The organism is Aquiflexum balticum DSM 16537 (genome assembly GCF_900176595.1).
GTDB classification, from domain to species: Bacteria; Bacteroidota; Bacteroidia; order Cytophagales; family Cyclobacteriaceae; genus Aquiflexum; species Aquiflexum balticum.
Genome location: NZ_LT838813.1, coordinates 3,565,974 through 3,582,125, shown reverse-complemented (window position 1 = coordinate 3,582,125; position 16,152 = coordinate 3,565,974). Strand labels below are relative to the sequence as shown.

15 protein-coding genes are annotated in these 16,152 nt (G+C 40.9%); 5 read left to right on the top strand and 10 right to left on the bottom strand.

Annotation, left to right across the window (positions count from 1 at the left end; genetic code table 11):
• Positions 1 to 282 precede the first annotated feature (282 nt).
• From B9A52_RS15095 to B9A52_RS15080, 4 genes are all read left to right on the top strand, one after another.
• Complete coding sequence (locus B9A52_RS15095; RefSeq protein WP_084121239.1) at positions 283 to 714, top strand: DUF1016 N-terminal domain-containing protein; 432 nt, start codon at positions 283 to 285, stop codon at positions 712 to 714.
• 180 nt (positions 715 to 894) lie between these two features.
• Complete coding sequence (locus B9A52_RS15090) at positions 895 to 2,322, top strand: TlpA disulfide reductase family protein (protein ID WP_084121238.1); 1,428 nt, start codon at positions 895 to 897, stop codon at positions 2,320 to 2,322.
• Positions 2,323 to 2,488: 166 nt separating this feature from the next.
• Positions 2,489 to 2,746, top strand: a complete 258-nt coding sequence (locus B9A52_RS15085; protein ID WP_084121237.1) for a type II toxin-antitoxin system HicA family toxin — start codon at positions 2,489 to 2,491, stop codon at positions 2,744 to 2,746.
• Complete coding sequence (locus B9A52_RS15080; protein ID WP_084121236.1) at positions 2,743 to 3,090, top strand: type II toxin-antitoxin system HicB family antitoxin; 348 nt, start codon at positions 2,743 to 2,745, stop codon at positions 3,088 to 3,090. Before B9A52_RS15085 ends, B9A52_RS15080 begins: the two co-directional genes overlap by 4 nt.
• Positions 3,091 to 3,269: 179 nt before the next feature.
• Here the strand turns inward: B9A52_RS15080 and B9A52_RS15075 are convergent, their stop codons facing one another.
• Both B9A52_RS15075 and B9A52_RS15070 read right to left on the bottom strand, forming a co-directional pair.
• The gene (locus tag B9A52_RS15075; RefSeq protein ID WP_084121235.1) at positions 3,270 to 4,460 is read right to left on the bottom strand and encodes a PQQ-dependent sugar dehydrogenase; all 1,191 of its coding nucleotides are present in this window, start codon (positions 4,458 to 4,460) and stop codon (positions 3,270 to 3,272) included.
• A gap of 70 nt (positions 4,461 to 4,530) precedes the next feature.
• On the bottom strand, positions 4,531 to 5,892 hold the full coding sequence (locus tag B9A52_RS15070) for an enolase C-terminal domain-like protein (protein ID WP_084123543.1): 1,362 nt from the start codon (positions 5,890 to 5,892) through the stop codon (positions 4,531 to 4,533).
• Positions 5,893 to 6,087: 195 nt separating this feature from the next.
• Here B9A52_RS15070 and B9A52_RS15065 point away from each other — a divergent pair, with 195 nt between their 5' ends.
• On the top strand, positions 6,088 to 6,999 hold the full coding sequence (locus B9A52_RS15065) for an endonuclease/exonuclease/phosphatase family protein (protein WP_084121234.1): 912 nt from the start codon (positions 6,088 to 6,090) through the stop codon (positions 6,997 to 6,999).
• 41 nt (positions 7,000 to 7,040) lie between these two features.
• Here the strand turns inward: B9A52_RS15065 and B9A52_RS15060 are convergent, their stop codons facing one another.
• The 8 genes from B9A52_RS15060 to B9A52_RS15025 all read right to left on the bottom strand — a co-directional run bounded on the left by B9A52_RS15060 (position 7,041) and on the right by B9A52_RS15025 (position 15,919).
• On the bottom strand, positions 7,041 to 8,588 hold the full coding sequence (locus B9A52_RS15060) for a sulfatase family protein (protein WP_231955248.1): 1,548 nt from the start codon (positions 8,586 to 8,588) through the stop codon (positions 7,041 to 7,043).
• 11 nt (positions 8,589 to 8,599) lie between these two features.
• Positions 8,600 to 10,129, bottom strand: a complete 1,530-nt coding sequence (locus B9A52_RS15055) for a sulfatase family protein (RefSeq protein WP_084121233.1) — start codon at positions 10,127 to 10,129, stop codon at positions 8,600 to 8,602.
• A 45-nt stretch (positions 10,130 to 10,174) separates the two neighbouring features.
• Complete coding sequence (locus B9A52_RS15050) at positions 10,175 to 11,890, bottom strand: FAD-dependent oxidoreductase (protein ID WP_084121232.1); 1,716 nt, start codon at positions 11,888 to 11,890, stop codon at positions 10,175 to 10,177.
• 22 nt (positions 11,891 to 11,912) lie between these two features.
• Complete coding sequence (locus B9A52_RS15045; protein ID WP_084121231.1) at positions 11,913 to 13,571, bottom strand: FAD-dependent oxidoreductase; 1,659 nt, start codon at positions 13,569 to 13,571, stop codon at positions 11,913 to 11,915.
• Positions 13,572 to 13,751: 180 nt separating this feature from the next.
• The gene (locus B9A52_RS15040; protein WP_084121230.1) at positions 13,752 to 13,976 is read right to left on the bottom strand and encodes a hypothetical protein; all 225 of its coding nucleotides are present in this window, start codon (positions 13,974 to 13,976) and stop codon (positions 13,752 to 13,754) included.
• Positions 13,949 to 14,395: a DUF5675 family protein gene (locus tag B9A52_RS15035; protein ID WP_084121229.1), complete on the bottom strand. Its 447-nt coding sequence runs from the start codon at positions 14,393 to 14,395 to the stop codon at positions 13,949 to 13,951. Before B9A52_RS15035 ends, B9A52_RS15040 begins: the two co-directional genes overlap by 28 nt.
• 3 nt (positions 14,396 to 14,398) lie before the next feature.
• The gene (locus tag B9A52_RS15030; RefSeq protein WP_084121228.1) at positions 14,399 to 15,145 is read right to left on the bottom strand and encodes a hypothetical protein; all 747 of its coding nucleotides are present in this window, start codon (positions 15,143 to 15,145) and stop codon (positions 14,399 to 14,401) included.
• 582 nt (positions 15,146 to 15,727) lie between these two features.
• Positions 15,728 to 15,919: a hypothetical protein gene (locus tag B9A52_RS15025; RefSeq protein ID WP_084121227.1), complete on the bottom strand. Its 192-nt coding sequence runs from the start codon at positions 15,917 to 15,919 to the stop codon at positions 15,728 to 15,730.
• Positions 15,920 to 16,152: the final 233 nt, after the last annotated feature.

Here is a 16,152-nt window from a genome sequence, read left to right as displayed (position 1 = left end):
AATGAAAAACAACCCTAATTTCCAAATCATTTTATTCTGGAGCAAAAAGGATAAACCTTAATATTGCCGAAGCTCGGAGTTGGCAGGTTGTGCCGCCAACGGGGAGATACGTATAAGGACAAACTGGCCAACTTGAAAACAATAATTTAAGAGTAGGTTGAAACAGCTAAATTAAAAGGACGACGAATTCCTCAACCAAATGGGAGACTTCAAGTTGACTAGTATTAATGTAAGCTATGCCAGTGTACAAAAAACGTATTTCCAGAAATTAAATAGTTATATATGGAAGATTTAGAAAACCATACACCTCAATTATACCGTGATGTTTGTCTTATAATTGAAGGGACACGTAGCCGTTTGGCAACAACAGCCAATGCTGAAGTTTGCCTGATGCACTGGCATATCGGCGAGCGCATCAAAGAAGATGTTCTGTATAATAAAAGGGCGGGTTATGGTAAAGAGATTGTCAAAAAATTAGCGGTCAAACTAACTGATCGCTACGGCAAAGGATGGAGTGACCGCAAACTTTTTCATTGTATACGCGCAGCGTATACTTTTACTGAAGAGGAGATTGTATACGCGGCGCGTATACAATTGACATGGACACATTTAAGGTCTTTGATGTTTATTGATGATGTACTTAAACGCGGCTTTTACATGGAAATGGTACGGATCGAACACTGGGATACCCGCACGCTCGACCAGAAGATATAAAGATACTAAGTGAAAAGCTCCATAAGGCCATCGCGGTGGCAAGGGAAAACCAAACCTAAGAATTTTATAGTTTTTTAACTTCTTATTTTAAAAAGTTAGTCTTAACTTTATTTTCAAAGGTTTATGACCGCAAAACATCAAAATTCTGATTAGAAAGATATTTCCTCAAACCACTGGATTATGAAAAAACTTGTCAAGATTACTTTAGTCATTTTATTTTTTTCCTTTAGTTGCTCCCAAAAATCAGAACCACAGGACCCGACCATCATAGTCTCTGGAAAAATAGAAAACCTTGAATCAGAAGACATTGCCCTCTTTCAGGATGAAGACATTGCAAGTACTAAATTAGATGATGCCGGAAATTTCAAACTGGAGTTTGAAGGGGATGAAGCTTCAAGGTATATTTTATATTCAGGAAGGACCAATTTTGGCCTCTACCTAAGCCCGGGAGACAGTATTTATATTACCGCGGATGCCGAGGACATCTCCGGTACATTTGAGGTGCAGGGAGATCATGAAAAAGAAATCAGGTATCTCTTTGAAAAAGACCAATCCGATGAAGAAAGCGGTCTAAATAATCCAATGGAATTGATGGCAAAATCGAAAGATGATTACTTTCAAACAAAAGACAGTCTTTTTGCAATTTCAAAAGCCAAATTTGAGGAATTCAAAATGCAAGAAAATGTTGATCCTGATTTTATCACCATAGAAGAAGCCTATTTCTCCTACGCACCTCTTGGCCATGATTTACAATATCCAATGTATCATGCTTATGTGACCAAAAAACCACAGGATTCAATAGATTTTCCCAACGATGAAGTGAATGCCAGATTGGCTGCTGTTCCCTTGGACCAAAAGCATCTTCTAAATGTTGGCAGCTACACGTCATTAATCTATATTCGGATTTCAAATCTCACAAGTGAAATCATGAAAAGTGATAGTTCTTTGATGTCTGGCGATAGTGGGTATGAAAAAGCAAGCATGCTTGCCATGGACTCATTATTAAAGGATAAAACTGTGAAAGATCATTTTATGTATAATTCCATAAAATCCAATATGGATTACCGTGGCCCAGTGCATGTGGAAGAATCTTATGAAAAATTCATGCAAGAAAATGAGACTCCAAAGTATGCTGAAAAACTAAAAAAATCAAAGGCTAAATGGGAACCGATCAGTCCCGGAAAAGATGTTCCCGATTTTACCTTCACCAACCTTGAGGGCGAGGAAGTAAAACTAAGTGATCTGAGAGGAAATCTGGTATATATTGATATTTGGGCTACATGGTGTGGACCATGCATCGCTGAACATCCACATTGGGAAAAGATGAGAGAGGAATATAAAGATCAACCGGTCGAATTTTTGACGGTATCGATTGATGATACCCGGGAACCTTGGGAAAAGATGGTGAAAGCCAAAAATATGGAAGGGCTTCAGTGGTTTGCCGAAAATGCCTGGAAGTCCGATCTTGCCCAACATTTCATGGTAAATGGCATCCCGAGATTTTTGCTATTGGATGAGGAGGGGAAGGTAATTGATCCATCTGCTGACAGACCTTCCGGAAAAATCCGGGAAACTTTGGATAAATACCTTGCCCAAAAAGGTAGCTAAATCCTTGGCAACTTATTGTAGAAAATAGTCCTGTTTCAAGACATTATATTTCTTTCAGCGGCTTAATGTAAAATATACGATCTAAAATCAAGTTGAAAACAACTTTCCTTGAGATAAACCCCAACCATTTGCAACTATAAAACAGTTGCATTAACTTTACGTTTAAATGAGTAGGATAGACAAATTGATTCAAAGATTTTGTTTGAGACCAAAGGATTTCACTTATGATGAATTGGTAAAGGTTCTTAATCATTTTGGATACGATGAGATTAAGAAAGGCAAAACAGCAGGGTCTAGGAGAGCATTTGTTAAGGAAGTTACCAAACATATTATTAGGCTTCACAAACCTCATCCTGGAAATATCTTAAAGTTGTACGTGATTGATTATGTAATTGGAGAGTTAAAAGACCAAGGTTTACTATGAAAGATGTTTTAAAATATAAGGATTACATTGGAAAAGTACATTTTAGTGCGGAAGATGAAGTGTTTTTTGGCAAACTTGAAGGCATTGATGATTTGATCACTTTTGAGGGTGATAATGTTGAACAGTTGAAAAGTTCATTTCAAGAAGCGGTTGAAGACTATTTGGAATTATGTGAATCTTTGGGAAAAACACCCCACAAATCATATAAAGGGTCTTTTAATGTACGAATCAATCCAAAATTACATAAGCAGGCAGCTTATAAATCAGTGGAGTTAGGCTTGTCCTTAAATCAATTTGTCGAAGAGGCGATAAATGATAAATTGTTAATTAAAAGCACACCGTAGCCAATATATTGACATTCTTAGGAAAAAGTGGTTAACAGATATATTTTGCGAAAAGCATCACTAAGCAATACTAATTGCATAATATTTCTAGGATATTTTTGATGAAATTAAAACGTAACTGGAGGTAGTTTGTAACTACACCTTTTTATCCCTGGTCAGTTTTCAGAATCCCAGAAAAATCACTCATACCCAAACTTATAAATTTTTTCATCAAAGCCACAAAGGAACAATTCATCAGATTGATCTATGCCAAAGGATGAAATGGAAAAATTGGCCTTCATCAATTCCGTATTGATGGGTTTATCCAAGTCACTGAAATCCAAGGTCCAGATTCTTCCTGAGACAAAATCTGCATAAACATACAAACCTTGTAATTCAGATATCTCAGTGCCACTATACACAAAGCCTCCTGTAACCGACCTGTCACCATTTGTGTGGGTATATTCCCAAATAGGCAGTATCAGTCCTTCCTGATTACATCCACTCGAGGGATTAAAACAATTGAAACCTTCCATGGTCCTCCATCCATAATTCCCTCCTTTAGTGATAATGTCTATTTCTTCAGCCCTATTCTGACCCACATCAGCTGTCCAAAGTGCATCGGTTTGGGAATCAAAACTAAAGCGCCAAGGATTTCTCAGGCCATAGGCATAAATCTCTTCTTTGAATCCCTCCTGATTGTTCACAAAAGGATTGTCTGCAGGGATGGCATAATTTCTACCATTATCCTGGGCATCGATATCTATCCTTAAAATAGCTCCCAATAAAGTTTCAAGTCTTTGCCCATGGTTTTGGGGATCTCCACCTGAGCCACCATCTCCCGAGGCAATGTATAAATATCCATCAGGACCAAATGATAATTGCCCTCCGTTATGATTGGAAAAGGGTTGGGGAATTTCCAAAATCACCAGTTCGCTGTTTTCATCTGCGCGATTGGGATCCGAGGCAGAAACCTGAAAACGGGAAACAACTGTACGTCTTGGTGAGGCAGCAGTATAATTCACAAAAAAGAAACCGTTATTTTCATAATCCGGATGAAAAGCCAATCCCAAGAGTCCTTCCTCATTTCCTTGGTCGTTTACCCTTGATTCTATATTTAGGAAAACAGATTTTTCTTCTACCTCAATGTCATTTTGAAAAACAGAAATCAACCCTCTTTGCTCCACAATGAAAATCCTGTCTCCTGCATGTTGGAAATCCACAGGTCTGTTAAAAGTAAGGTTGGGGAACGCTTCCTTTAGGATAATTGGGCCGTTGTCAACGGGCTCCTGATCATCATTTTCCATTTCCTGAAAACAGGAAACATTAAATAAAAGAAGCGTTAAAAATATTAAATGGTGAAATCTAGAAATATTCATTTTGATGTTCATGGGTACTTAATTGGAAACGAGTACAAAGTGGTTTAGTTGAATCAGGCTCCAATTAACATGCCAAAGGAGATCAAGGCTTTATAATCGTCCCATCTGCTTTTCGGATTGTCCAGCTGGATTTGGTGGTCATGGGATATTTTGCTGCCAATTTTTCATTGACTTCCACTCCAAATCCCGGCGCTTCATTGACCGACATGTATCCATTATTCATGGTCGGGCATCCTGGGAAGACCTCCCTTAACTGATCTGAAAACTGTGCTGCCTCTTGAATGCCAAAATTCCAAATGGCATAATCCATATGGGCCTGAGCTGCATGCCCTACCGGAGAAACGTCTCCTGGTCCGTGCCAAGCGGTATCAATGCCATAGAATTCCCCAAGCCGGGCAACTTTCATCGCAGGTGTCAGCCCACCTATCTGGGAAACATGGATCCTGATATAGTCAAACCAATGATTCACCATGGGATTTTTGAATTCATTAATATTATTGAACAATTCTCCCATAGCGATGGGCACTGAAGTGGTAGCCCTGAGTTGCTTGAACCATTCCATATTTTCCGGAGAAAAAGGATCTTCAATAAAAAACGGATCATATTGCTCTACATTCTTGATAAGATTAATAGCATCTATAGGCCTGACCCTTTCATGGATATCATGTAGCAGTTCTACCTCAGACCCACAGACTTTCCTTACCAATTCAAACATCTTGGGAACAGATTGCAGATAAGTCCTTTGGTCCATATATCCATCTGTTTCCTTAGCAAATCCTGCTTTTTTAAAATCCGGAGTTCCGGTAATCCCTGCGCCCCCATACCCACCCTGCTGGATCCGGACATATTTGTAACCTTGATCTATAAACTTCTGAACATCTACGGCAACTTCCTCCGGTGTCTTTCCATTGGCATGGGCATAGCATGGAATGGCAAAACGACATTTTCCGCCCAACAATTGGTACACCGGCATATTTGCCCGTTTTCCTTTGATATCCCATAATGCCTGATCCAGACCACTTAAGGCATTGTTGAGTACAGGGCCATTTCGCCAATAGGAACTGACATAAGCAGATTGCCACATGTCTTCAATGTTGTCCACATCTTTTCCTTCACAAAACTCATTCAGGTATTCTATGGCAGGAAGGACCGCAAAAGCCCTTTGGGTAAAAGTAGCACATCCATAACCATACAGACCGGGTTCGGAGGTTTCAACTTTCACGACAATCAAATTGGAACCACTAGGTCTTGTAGTGATGGCTTTTACGCTTTTGATGGTAATTGGAGCCATTCCTCTGGCGTAGGAAGGAGTTTCTTTCATTTCCTTGGCAGATGCATCAGGTAGGCCTCCAAATATCCCCAATGCCCCCACAGCTGACCCGAAGCCCAATCCTTTTAACACCTCTCTTCTCCCTACTATTTTGTGATTTTTCTTTACCTCCATTTGTTTATTATTTTGATTGTAATTGCTTTTTTGATTTGAAATTGATTTTTGATACAATCTAACATTATACAAAGCTTTGTCCAATCCTTATTTTACGAAATGGAATCTTTACGGAAGAATTATTCCCCATTTGCCGATGCAAGTCCTTATCTTTAATTGAAATTATTCGTCTTCAAACAAATCATAAAAAAAGTCATGAACAAGAATTTTATCTTTCTCCTGATCGCTTTTTCATTCAATATCCATGTAATCGCTCAAACGGACCAAATCAAAGTGATGAGTTATAATATCTGGAATGGATTTGAATGGGGAAAAGACAAGGACAGAGAAGCTGCCATGGTCAAATGGCTACAGGAACAGGATGCCGATGTGATAGGATTCCAGGAATTGAATGATTTTACACCCGAAAAATTACAGACTCTTGCGTCCCAATGGGGACATCCTTATTCCATTCTACTAAAAGAAGATGGCTATCCAATTGGCATCACTTCCAAAACACCTTTGGTACTGAAAACAAAAATGATCGGCGGAATGTGGCATGGTATGCTTCATGCCCAAACACTGGGAATAGATTTTCTAGTGGTTCACCTTAGTCCCCAGGATTGGCAGTTTAGAAGAAGGGAAGCAGAATTACTCTCTGAGTATATAGAAAATGTATTGATAAAAACCGGACAGGAAAAATATATGATATTGGGGGATTTCAATGCCCATAGTCCATTCGATATCAACTTTGACAAAAGCAACCCTACAGAGCTTAGATTGGCTCAAAAAGCGGATAGTATTCGATTGGCTGAGAAAGGTGCTGAAGCTTTTATCAACCTGAGGAATAATAAGATAGATTACAGTGTGATGTCAAAATTCTTTTCCATGCCACTGATTGATGTGGTCAAGCCAAAAGTTGCAAATTCCAATTTAAAATCCTTCCCAACTCCATTGGTAACGGGAGATATGGCCCCATCTGAAATAGCTACCTTTCAAAAAAGGATAGATTATATCCTGGCGAGTCCATATTTTGAGGATAGTGTTATCCATGCTGAAATCATCAATTACGGGGAAACTGAAAAACTTTCCGATCATTTTCCTGTAGTTGCTATCTTTAGAAAATAAGTGATGTACTGCTGCCAGGATTATATGTCAAAGTTTGGGGTTCAATCAAGAATCCATTTTACCTGATCCCAAATTTCCTGCCCATCGTTTCTTTGTTTAGGACCGGGAGTGCTCCTTCCGTCTTGAATCAAGCGGATAAGTTCCTCCCTTAGTTGGCTGACCACTTGAGGATATTGGTCAATAAGGTTTTGTTTTTCACCGGGATCCTTTTTGAGATCATACAATTGCATGGGGGGAAGGTTGTTAAGCTCCTTGTTGGATTTCGGATCACTCCATCCACCTGAACCTGGCCAAAGGATGAGTTTCCAATCATCCTTTCGGATGGCAAACCGACCCTCAATGGAGTGGAGAACCACATGGGGTCTTTCAGTCAAGGTTGGTTTATCTACCAAAATATCCAAAAAACTGAAGCTGTCTTCGGCAGCATTTGGCGGTATGGGATATGAAGTAATTTCAGCTACAGTAGCCATGAAATCGGTGGTAGAGATCAGGGCATCAGAAGATTTGGGGGTGAGGATTTTTTCAGGCCAATGGACTATAAAAGGTACCCTGAGTCCTCCTTCAAAAATATCGGCCTTATGACCTCTAAAGATATAAGACGGATGATGATCCACTTTCAAAAGCTCAGGAAAGTTTGCAGTTGGAGAGCATCCGTTGTCACTGGTAAAAATCAAAAGGGTATTTTCCAACAATCCTTGCTCTTCCAAAACCTCAGTGATACGTCCGACTACATCATCCACCTGCAACATGAAATCCCCATATAAATTGGTATTGCTTTTTCCCATAAATTCTGTTGTTGGCAAAATCGGCGTATGGGGAGCAGGGAGAGCAAAATAAAGGAAGAAAGGCTTATTGTCTCCTGATCGGTCCACAATATATTGAACAGCTTTTTCAGTCAAATCGGGTAAAACCTGTACATGATCAAAATCGCTACCTGTCTGCCCTTTTCTCCAAAAGGCCTTAGCGTCCACATTTACCGTTTCCCTATCGGGAAGCGCTGTCACACTTCCGTTTTCAACATACACATAAGGAGGCATATCCAATGAACCACTGAAGCCATAAGAATAGGAAAATCCCCTTTCATTGGGTCCATTTTTGACCGGTTTTGCATAATCAATTTCAAAATTTTTCCCAAGATCAATCAAATTCTCCTGCTCCGTTTCAAAATGCCAATCCCATCCCAAATGCCATTTACCAACAAATGCTGTATGGTATCCTTTATCCTGAAGCATCTTACCGACCGTCAGTCTGTCCGAATCTATCAAGGGTGGGGAATAGCCGCTAAGAACTCCGGATTTCAGTTCAGAGCGCCAACTATACCGGCCAGTCAAGATTCCGTACCGAGTAGGCGTACAAACCGCTGAACTGGTATAGGCATCCGTGAATTTTATCCCATTATTGGCCAACCGGTCTATGTGAGAGGTGATAATTTTAGACTCAGGGTTAAACGAAGAAACATCTCCATATCCCATATCATCAGCAAGGATATAGATGATATTGGGAAGCTGTGATGAATTTTGGGCATAGCCTGCCGGTGCTAAAACACTGGAAATCGTCAAACTGAGCAGAAATACTGATATTTTCATCATCTTTTTTTGTTTCAATAATCATATCCCATCAAACTCTCCAAAACAGACTGTTGCCAAATTTTAAGTTTCTCATCAAGAAGTAAAGCCATTTCAGGCAACTCATGAATCAGGTTGTTGATTTCTGCGGAATCCTTTTTGATATCAAAGAGTTCACTCTTCGCATTCTCCCCAATTCCGCCATGGATGACCAATTTATATTGATTGTCCAAAATAGCCCTTGCCCCTCCAAAATCCTTTTCCTGAATATCCGGATGATGAAAATTAGTGAAATTTCTGGTTGCGATTCCGTTCATGAGTTTGACCAAAGGGGAGGTTCCTTTTTGCAATTCAGGATCAATATATGGCAATGGAATATAACCATCTTCCTGGCGAACCCTTCCGTTCCAAAACTTAATGGGTTCGCTGCGTTCTTCCATTTTTCCATCAAATAAGGGAGTAAGATCGATTCCATCCATTGGTCTGTCCGGTAGTGGCTGCCCTGTTATGGCACAAAGTGTAGGAAACACATCAGAAGTGACGGCATTTACCCCAGAATCCATTGGTCTGGAAATTCTTGCAGGCCATTCCAGGACTGAGGGTACTCTCACCCCGCCCTCATAAACCTGCCCTTTTTCACCTCTAAATGGCACAGTTGCATTTCCTTCAGGAGGAGTTCCATTATCTCCAAAATACCATAATATGGTGTTTTGGCGTAAGGCTTCAGCCTTAAGATAATCTCTCATCTGACCGATTGAACGATCCATCGCCGTTATTTCTGCAAAGCGTTCCTGCAGCACATCCCTTTGGGGTCTATCTATTTGTTGTCCTGTTTCATTGGAAGTCAATCTCACTATTTTATCTCCAAAGGATTCCGGCAAATCGTCATATAGCGCAAGATCTTCGGGCAATCCACTATAGGGTTCATGGGGTGAACCATACCAGATGACTACAAAAAACGGTTGATTATTTTCTTGCGCTTTTTGTATAAAACGGATGGCTTCCCTTACAAGAATCTCCGAACTTTCCCCCTCATAGATTTCTTCAGGCTCGCCGTTTCTGGACAAATAGGGATTCATTTCAAAGAAGTTGTCATGGGAAAGGTATTCATCAAAGCCCATGGCTGCAGGATTGGTTGGAGATGTGGCCTTTACAGGTCCCAAGTGCCATTTTCCAAAATGGGCTGTTGCATATCCGGCCTTTTTCATGACTTGGGCAATACTGATTTCCTCAGGTCGGATCGAAGAACCTGGTGTAAAGGTCCCGTATCGATTGGGATGTCTGCCAGTGATGACACTTCCCCGGGTAGGCGAACATACAGGTGAAGCCGAATAAAAGCGGTCCATTCTCAATCCTGTGGCAGCCATATCGTCCAACACAGGGGTTTGTAAATAAGGATGTCCGTTATAGCCCACTTCATCCCATCCATGGTCATCACCCATTAGGAGGATAATATTTGGGAGATGGGTAGTAGTGGTTTCCTTGTGGGCGGTTTGACAGGAATATGTCAACCCTAACGCAATAAGGTATATTATTTGAAAAAACGTTTTGTCAGTTTTCTTCATGTTTGTTCTCAAATGTGATGAATTCCAAAAAGATTTACCAATCTACTATTTCTTTTCGAACGCCAACACCTGCCCATCTGCTTTCAGCCTTATCTGTAATTTTTCATAAGGCAAATCCTGGACGGCAACATTTTCGTCAATGGCCAAAACAGCCGCTGTGGCAGCAGATTGACCCAATACCATAAATACCGGTTCCATCCGGATAGACCCAAAAGCAACATGCGAGGAACTCACACAGACGGGAACCAATAAATTACTCACTTCACCCTTTTTGGGAATAATTGCCCGAAATGGAATTGGGAAGGGTCTCTCTACTCCCGCTTCAAAATTCCCTTCATTTTGGACATAACCATTGTGATCCACATAGCGCTGAACCATGTGGCTATCCATAGTATAAGCAGCAAGTCCTACAGCATCCCCCACCTGCGTCTCCAAGTCCTCACAATCCCGCTGGGTTACCACATAGTCGCTGCGCATTCTTCTGGCTTCACGAACATAAAGCTGAGGTGTCCATCCACCCCTTTCTTCAAATTCATCTTTGGCCAAGCCCCACTTGGATACCACCTCCCTCACTTTTTCAGGAATTCTCGGATGATAAGCCAATGTCCACATCAATCCTTGTTGGTATTCAAGGTGACGCTGAGCTATTTCCTCTCTTTCTTCATAGCTTGCTTCGGGGTAATCAAAGTTTTGACCTATGAAATCAGTAGAAAATCCTTTTTGGTTATTGGTGTCCGTCTTTCTGTTGGGCATTGAAGAATTGATCCAAGGAACCAAAGGATCTCCATAGTGGTACATTTTTTCAATAGGTCCTGTGGCAGCTTCGTAATTTCGAAATAACAGCTCATAATCGAGTTCCCGGTAGTTTTTCGGTTTCTCAAATGGAATCCTATTCTCAGGATGATCAGTCAAGGTCATGCGGTAGCAATAAGCCTGAATTTTATTGTCTGCAGTCCCATCGATTCCCGGGCCTCCTTCTATTATGAAGGGCAGCAAACCACTGGAAGGGTTTCCTTTCTTTATGAAAGGGTCAACTCCTGGTATAAAATTATGGTGAACAGCATTCCGGGAAACTTTACCCTTCAGGGTAATATTATAATAATTTGCTTGGACTCCATTTAGCGTTTCCCCAAATTCGGTGTTGGCTTCCCTTCCTACCATATAACTCACTCCCGCTGCTGCCATGAGGTCACCTTCGTAGGTAGCATCAATAAACATTTTTCCATGATACCTTTCCCCGCTTTCCATGGTAATGGCAACAATGCGGTTATTATTTAACTCCACTCCTTTTTCGCGGTCGAGCCTTTTTTCAGTAACCAATTCAATGTCCTCAGAAGCCATCATCTGTTCATAAACTTTCATTGCCGCAGAAGGCTCAAAAGTCCACATGGCATCTTCCCCTTCTTTTGAAGGATTATTTGGATTTGGTTTAAAATATTCTGATCGGTGCTGCCATTTCCAGTGATTCGGATTTTCATAGTAAGCTTTGATGTTTTGATAAAATTCCCTGGAAATTCCACCAATTGCCTGTTTATTTCCGATATCTGTAGCACCCAATCCCCCTGTAGTCAAGCCACCAATGTGATTTGTAGGCTCGATGAGCAATACGGATTTGCCCATACGCGAGCTCTGAATGGCAGCCGCAATTCCTGCTGATGTTGATCCATAAATCACCAAATCATGGGAAGAGTTCTGTCCGAGGACGGGGGTTGAAGCACATACTGATAAAATAAAAAATAGGGGCAAAAACAAATTCTTCATATCATTTTTAGTTTTGATTTTTTCACAACCTTTCTTCCAACACCATCACCTGTCCATCTGTTTTCAGCCTTTCTTGCAATTTTTCATAAGGCAAATCCTGAACAGCAAGGTCTGCATCTATTGCCAAAGCTGCAGCCGTAGCAGCAGACTGGCCCAAGATCATAAAAACCGGTTCCATCCTGATAGATCCAAAAGCGGTGTGGGAACTTGAGACACATACTGCAACCAACAGGTTTTCGCATTCCTGTTTTTTTGGAATAATGGTGCCATAGGAAATACTGTATGGTTCCTTAGGTTTGACACCAATATCTCCTTCATTCTGTACAAATCCCTCAGCTGTGACAATGCGCTGAATATTGTGGGAATCCAAGGCATAGGAACCCATGCCAATGGGCTGGGGAACCTGTTTGGCACCCAGAACATCATGCTCGGTCATCACATAATCACCTATCAATCTCCTTGCCTCCCTGACATAAATCTGATGGGGCCAATTGCCGTTGTCTGTAAACTCATCTTTGGCCAATCCCCATTTGTTCATTTCGTTTCTTACTTTTTCGGGTACTTTGGGGTCATTGGCCAAAAAATACATCAGGCCTTTTTGATAGTTTTCATGTTCCTTGATAATCGCTTTCCGCTCCTCATAAGTGGCTTCCGGATAATCATAATTTTTTCCAATGTAATCGGTACTGAAAGGACCGTGATTGTTGGTGTCGGTTTTCAGATTGGGAATGGGATCAAATTTGTCAAAAGTCTCATCCCAACCTGTTTCAAAAACCCTTGCCAACAATTCATACCTTGCAGGGTCATAGCCTTCAGGTTTGGGAAATGGTAGCCTGTTATCAGGATGTTGGCTGAGGCACATTCTGAAATTATATGCCTGCACTTTATTGTCCCCTGTACCGTTTTCTGCCAATTGGGCATCAGAAATCTCGGGCAGAAGACCGCTAGAAGGATCTCCGGGGATAAGGTATGGACTTATAGGTTCATAGAAATAATGCCTGTGCTGGAACACGCCAAACTGCACCCCATTCCATGTTTCTCCATAGGTTTCATTGGATTCTCTGCCCACATGGTAACTGACTCCTGCAGCAGCCATCAAATCCCCTTCATAGGTGGCATCGATAAACATTTTGCCATTGAAGGTTTTTCCTGACAATGTAGTGATGGCTATGATCTTGCCATTTTCCAATTGTACACCCTTTCCTCTATCCAACCACTCATCCCGATAGACTTGGATTTCATATTCTGAAACAAAATCCTCAAAAACTTTTTCTGCGGCATGGGGTTCAAAAATCCACATGGTCCGGGCATTCCCATCAATGGCCGGAGTCCCCTGCCCCACGTTGCCATATTCATCCTTCTTCTGCCATTTCCAGGAATCCTCACTTTGGTAATGCATATAGATCCTGTGGTAAAACTCCCTGGCCAACCCACCGATAACAGATTTGTCCCCGGTATCTGTAAATCCCAATCCCCCAGCCGACAATCCCCCCAAGTGGATATCAGGAGATACCACAATGACTGATTTGCCCATCTTTTTGGCTTGGACGGCTGCGGTGATGGCAGCGGAGGTTCCGCCATAGATGATGAGGTCGGATTCTATTGAGTTTGGATTTTTTGTTTGGCAACTAAAGCAAAATAGTAGGATTCCAAATGAAAAGAGGTAGAAGGATTTGGGCATAGGGGTGGTTTGAGATTATGGGGTTTAGTGGATAATTAACTAATATATATCAAATTTACCAATTTGAAAGAAAAGAATTATGCCCTAGCTATTTCTAATTCATAGTGATTCAAATTTCTTTAAAAATATGCAAGAAAAAAATCAGCCCCTAAGAACCTTGGAGCTGATTTGATATCAAGATTATTTGTCTTTTTTCATTAGCTGAATCCTGAGTGCATTCAGTTCCTTGGACATAGCCTTTATTGCAGTTTCCATCAATTGGTATTTGGTATTCAGTTCCTGAAAACCTACTTGGAGGATTCTAAAATCCTGTAGCATGAATTTCAGGAAATATGCGATGATGGAAAGCAATAATGAAATCAGTCCGCCTGCACTTATCAAATACACTCCTTCTTCTGTAGGCATGATTTTAAAACGGGTTTAAAGGTTTCAGATACAATTTCCAATTCTACCTCCTCTCCTTCATCCAAAGCTAGAAACACCCTATCCCGCAATTTAATATTGGCAAGATTGGAGTACATAGGTTTTCTTTTTTCTTTGAAGAAGGTAACCGGTACCAAAGAAGAGCCATCCGGGATTTTTTTTCCTTGGATTGCTTTAATCTCATAGGTCTCATTAGTGCTGTCATTCATCACCGAAAGACTCCATCCTGAGTCCTCAGCGTATTCAGGAACCACCTTGTAAATACCCTCTGGAATGCAATGGTGGAATGGATTGAATAATTTATGGGCTTTTTCCAAAATATACATGGTTATTTTTCCATTAACACTCAGTTTTCCAATTGTCCTATCCAAACAGTATTTTCTGGTCAGGAGCAGTTTCATCGCTTAATCCTTTTCGACAGCAATGATGACTGCTGCATTATTAGCGCCATTATTCATTGCATAATACTGACCGTTTACTTCTTGCATAAATTCGACTCCAACAATCAATATCCTGTGTGGATCTGGAATCAGAGCTTTTTCAACTGCAAGGTTGATCGCAGGTGTTTCCACATTGATAGGGAGATTTGCAGAAGCTTCCATTTGAAAGGATCTGTTTCCAGTCAGGATATCAATTGATGCACCTGCTACAAACACCTTGAAGTGAGAAGCGCCTTCGGGGATTACCATGAAATCAGAGGGCTGATAGGGCTGTATTGAAATTCCCCAATCGGTACCGGTATTGATCAATACCAATTCAGGTCTCAGGGTTGAAGTCAATCCAACTGTTGCGTTTATCTCCATACCGATAAGCAGGTTCCAATCACCTTCCTGGATATTTCTCTGTCCCCTTACATTGACTGCATCCGTTCTCAGGATGGTCAGTAATTTTTTGACCAATCGCTGATGCAATCTTGTGTCGCTAATTCTTACAATAGCAGGTCGAATAGTATCCTTAAGGAGTTTTACCACTGCTGCATTGGTTGTGAATTCAGCAATGTTTTCCCTTGTCCTTGCATATCTTGGATCTGTCATGATCCTAGATTTGCTTACACCACCTTTTTCTCTGGCCTGAAAGCCATCTTTGTTTTTGAAGAAGTTCAATCTTCCGACATTACCCTGTAGGGTAATTATACCTGTTTGTTTTGCCATTTTACATGTGTTTTAAAGTGAAACATGATCAAATTTGGGGATGTAAGGATTGATATAGAAATGAATATGCGGATCCTGCGCATGTTGCGGAACTTGCGGAATTAGGGGATATTAGAATGTAGATTTTGGGGAGTGAGCAATAATGAAGTTGGGAGATTTTGGATTGATGTTGGTGATTGCAAATCCCGGTAATCTGGGCCTACCTTCGGTAGGTAAATTCGGGATTGCAAATCCAGTACTGCTGGAAAATCAGGAATAGGCTTATTAACTGGAAAACAGGATTGCAAATCCTGGTTATCTGGGGTTCGAGATTACAAATCTCGAACAGCGGAACAACGGAATCTCGAACAGCGGAATACAAATCCCGAACAGCGGATTTTGGTTAAAAACAGGTGTATTGAAAAAGTTATATGATATCTTGGAATTTAGCGAAAAGTAGTAGAATGGTCGGGACACACACGAGACATGGTAGGGACACGGACGGGAGGAGGAGGGGTTTTTAGAGGGATTTTTGGGGTTACAAATCCCTTTTATCTGGGTTCGGGATTGCAAATCCCGAACAGCGTTGCAGCATTGTAAGTGTTAGATGTATTCTTCGAGGTCTTGGGTGGGGATGCCTGAGAAATCTGAGAATTCTTTGATGGTGATGAATTGATGCGGTTTTTTGTTCAGGTAGATACGGATTTTGTTGAGTAGGTCCTGGCCGTACCGCTCACTTTTGCCGGTGATGATCTGTACATCTTTGGGATATATGACGCATCTCTTCTTGAACATATTATGCAGTAATACATTTGTGAAAGATCATGGATTAATTTCATTGGATTTCAGTTTGACTGGATTTTATCTAGATATATTTAATGGGTGTATTTTTTATGAATTTTTTTGGTCAAAAAGCAAAGTTTAATTTGAAAGATTGGGCACCCACCTCATAATTCACTGTTTTTATTTGGTGGGATACCCATCTATCAAGGATGAATTAAGCTGACTTATTCTGTTTTTTTTGAACG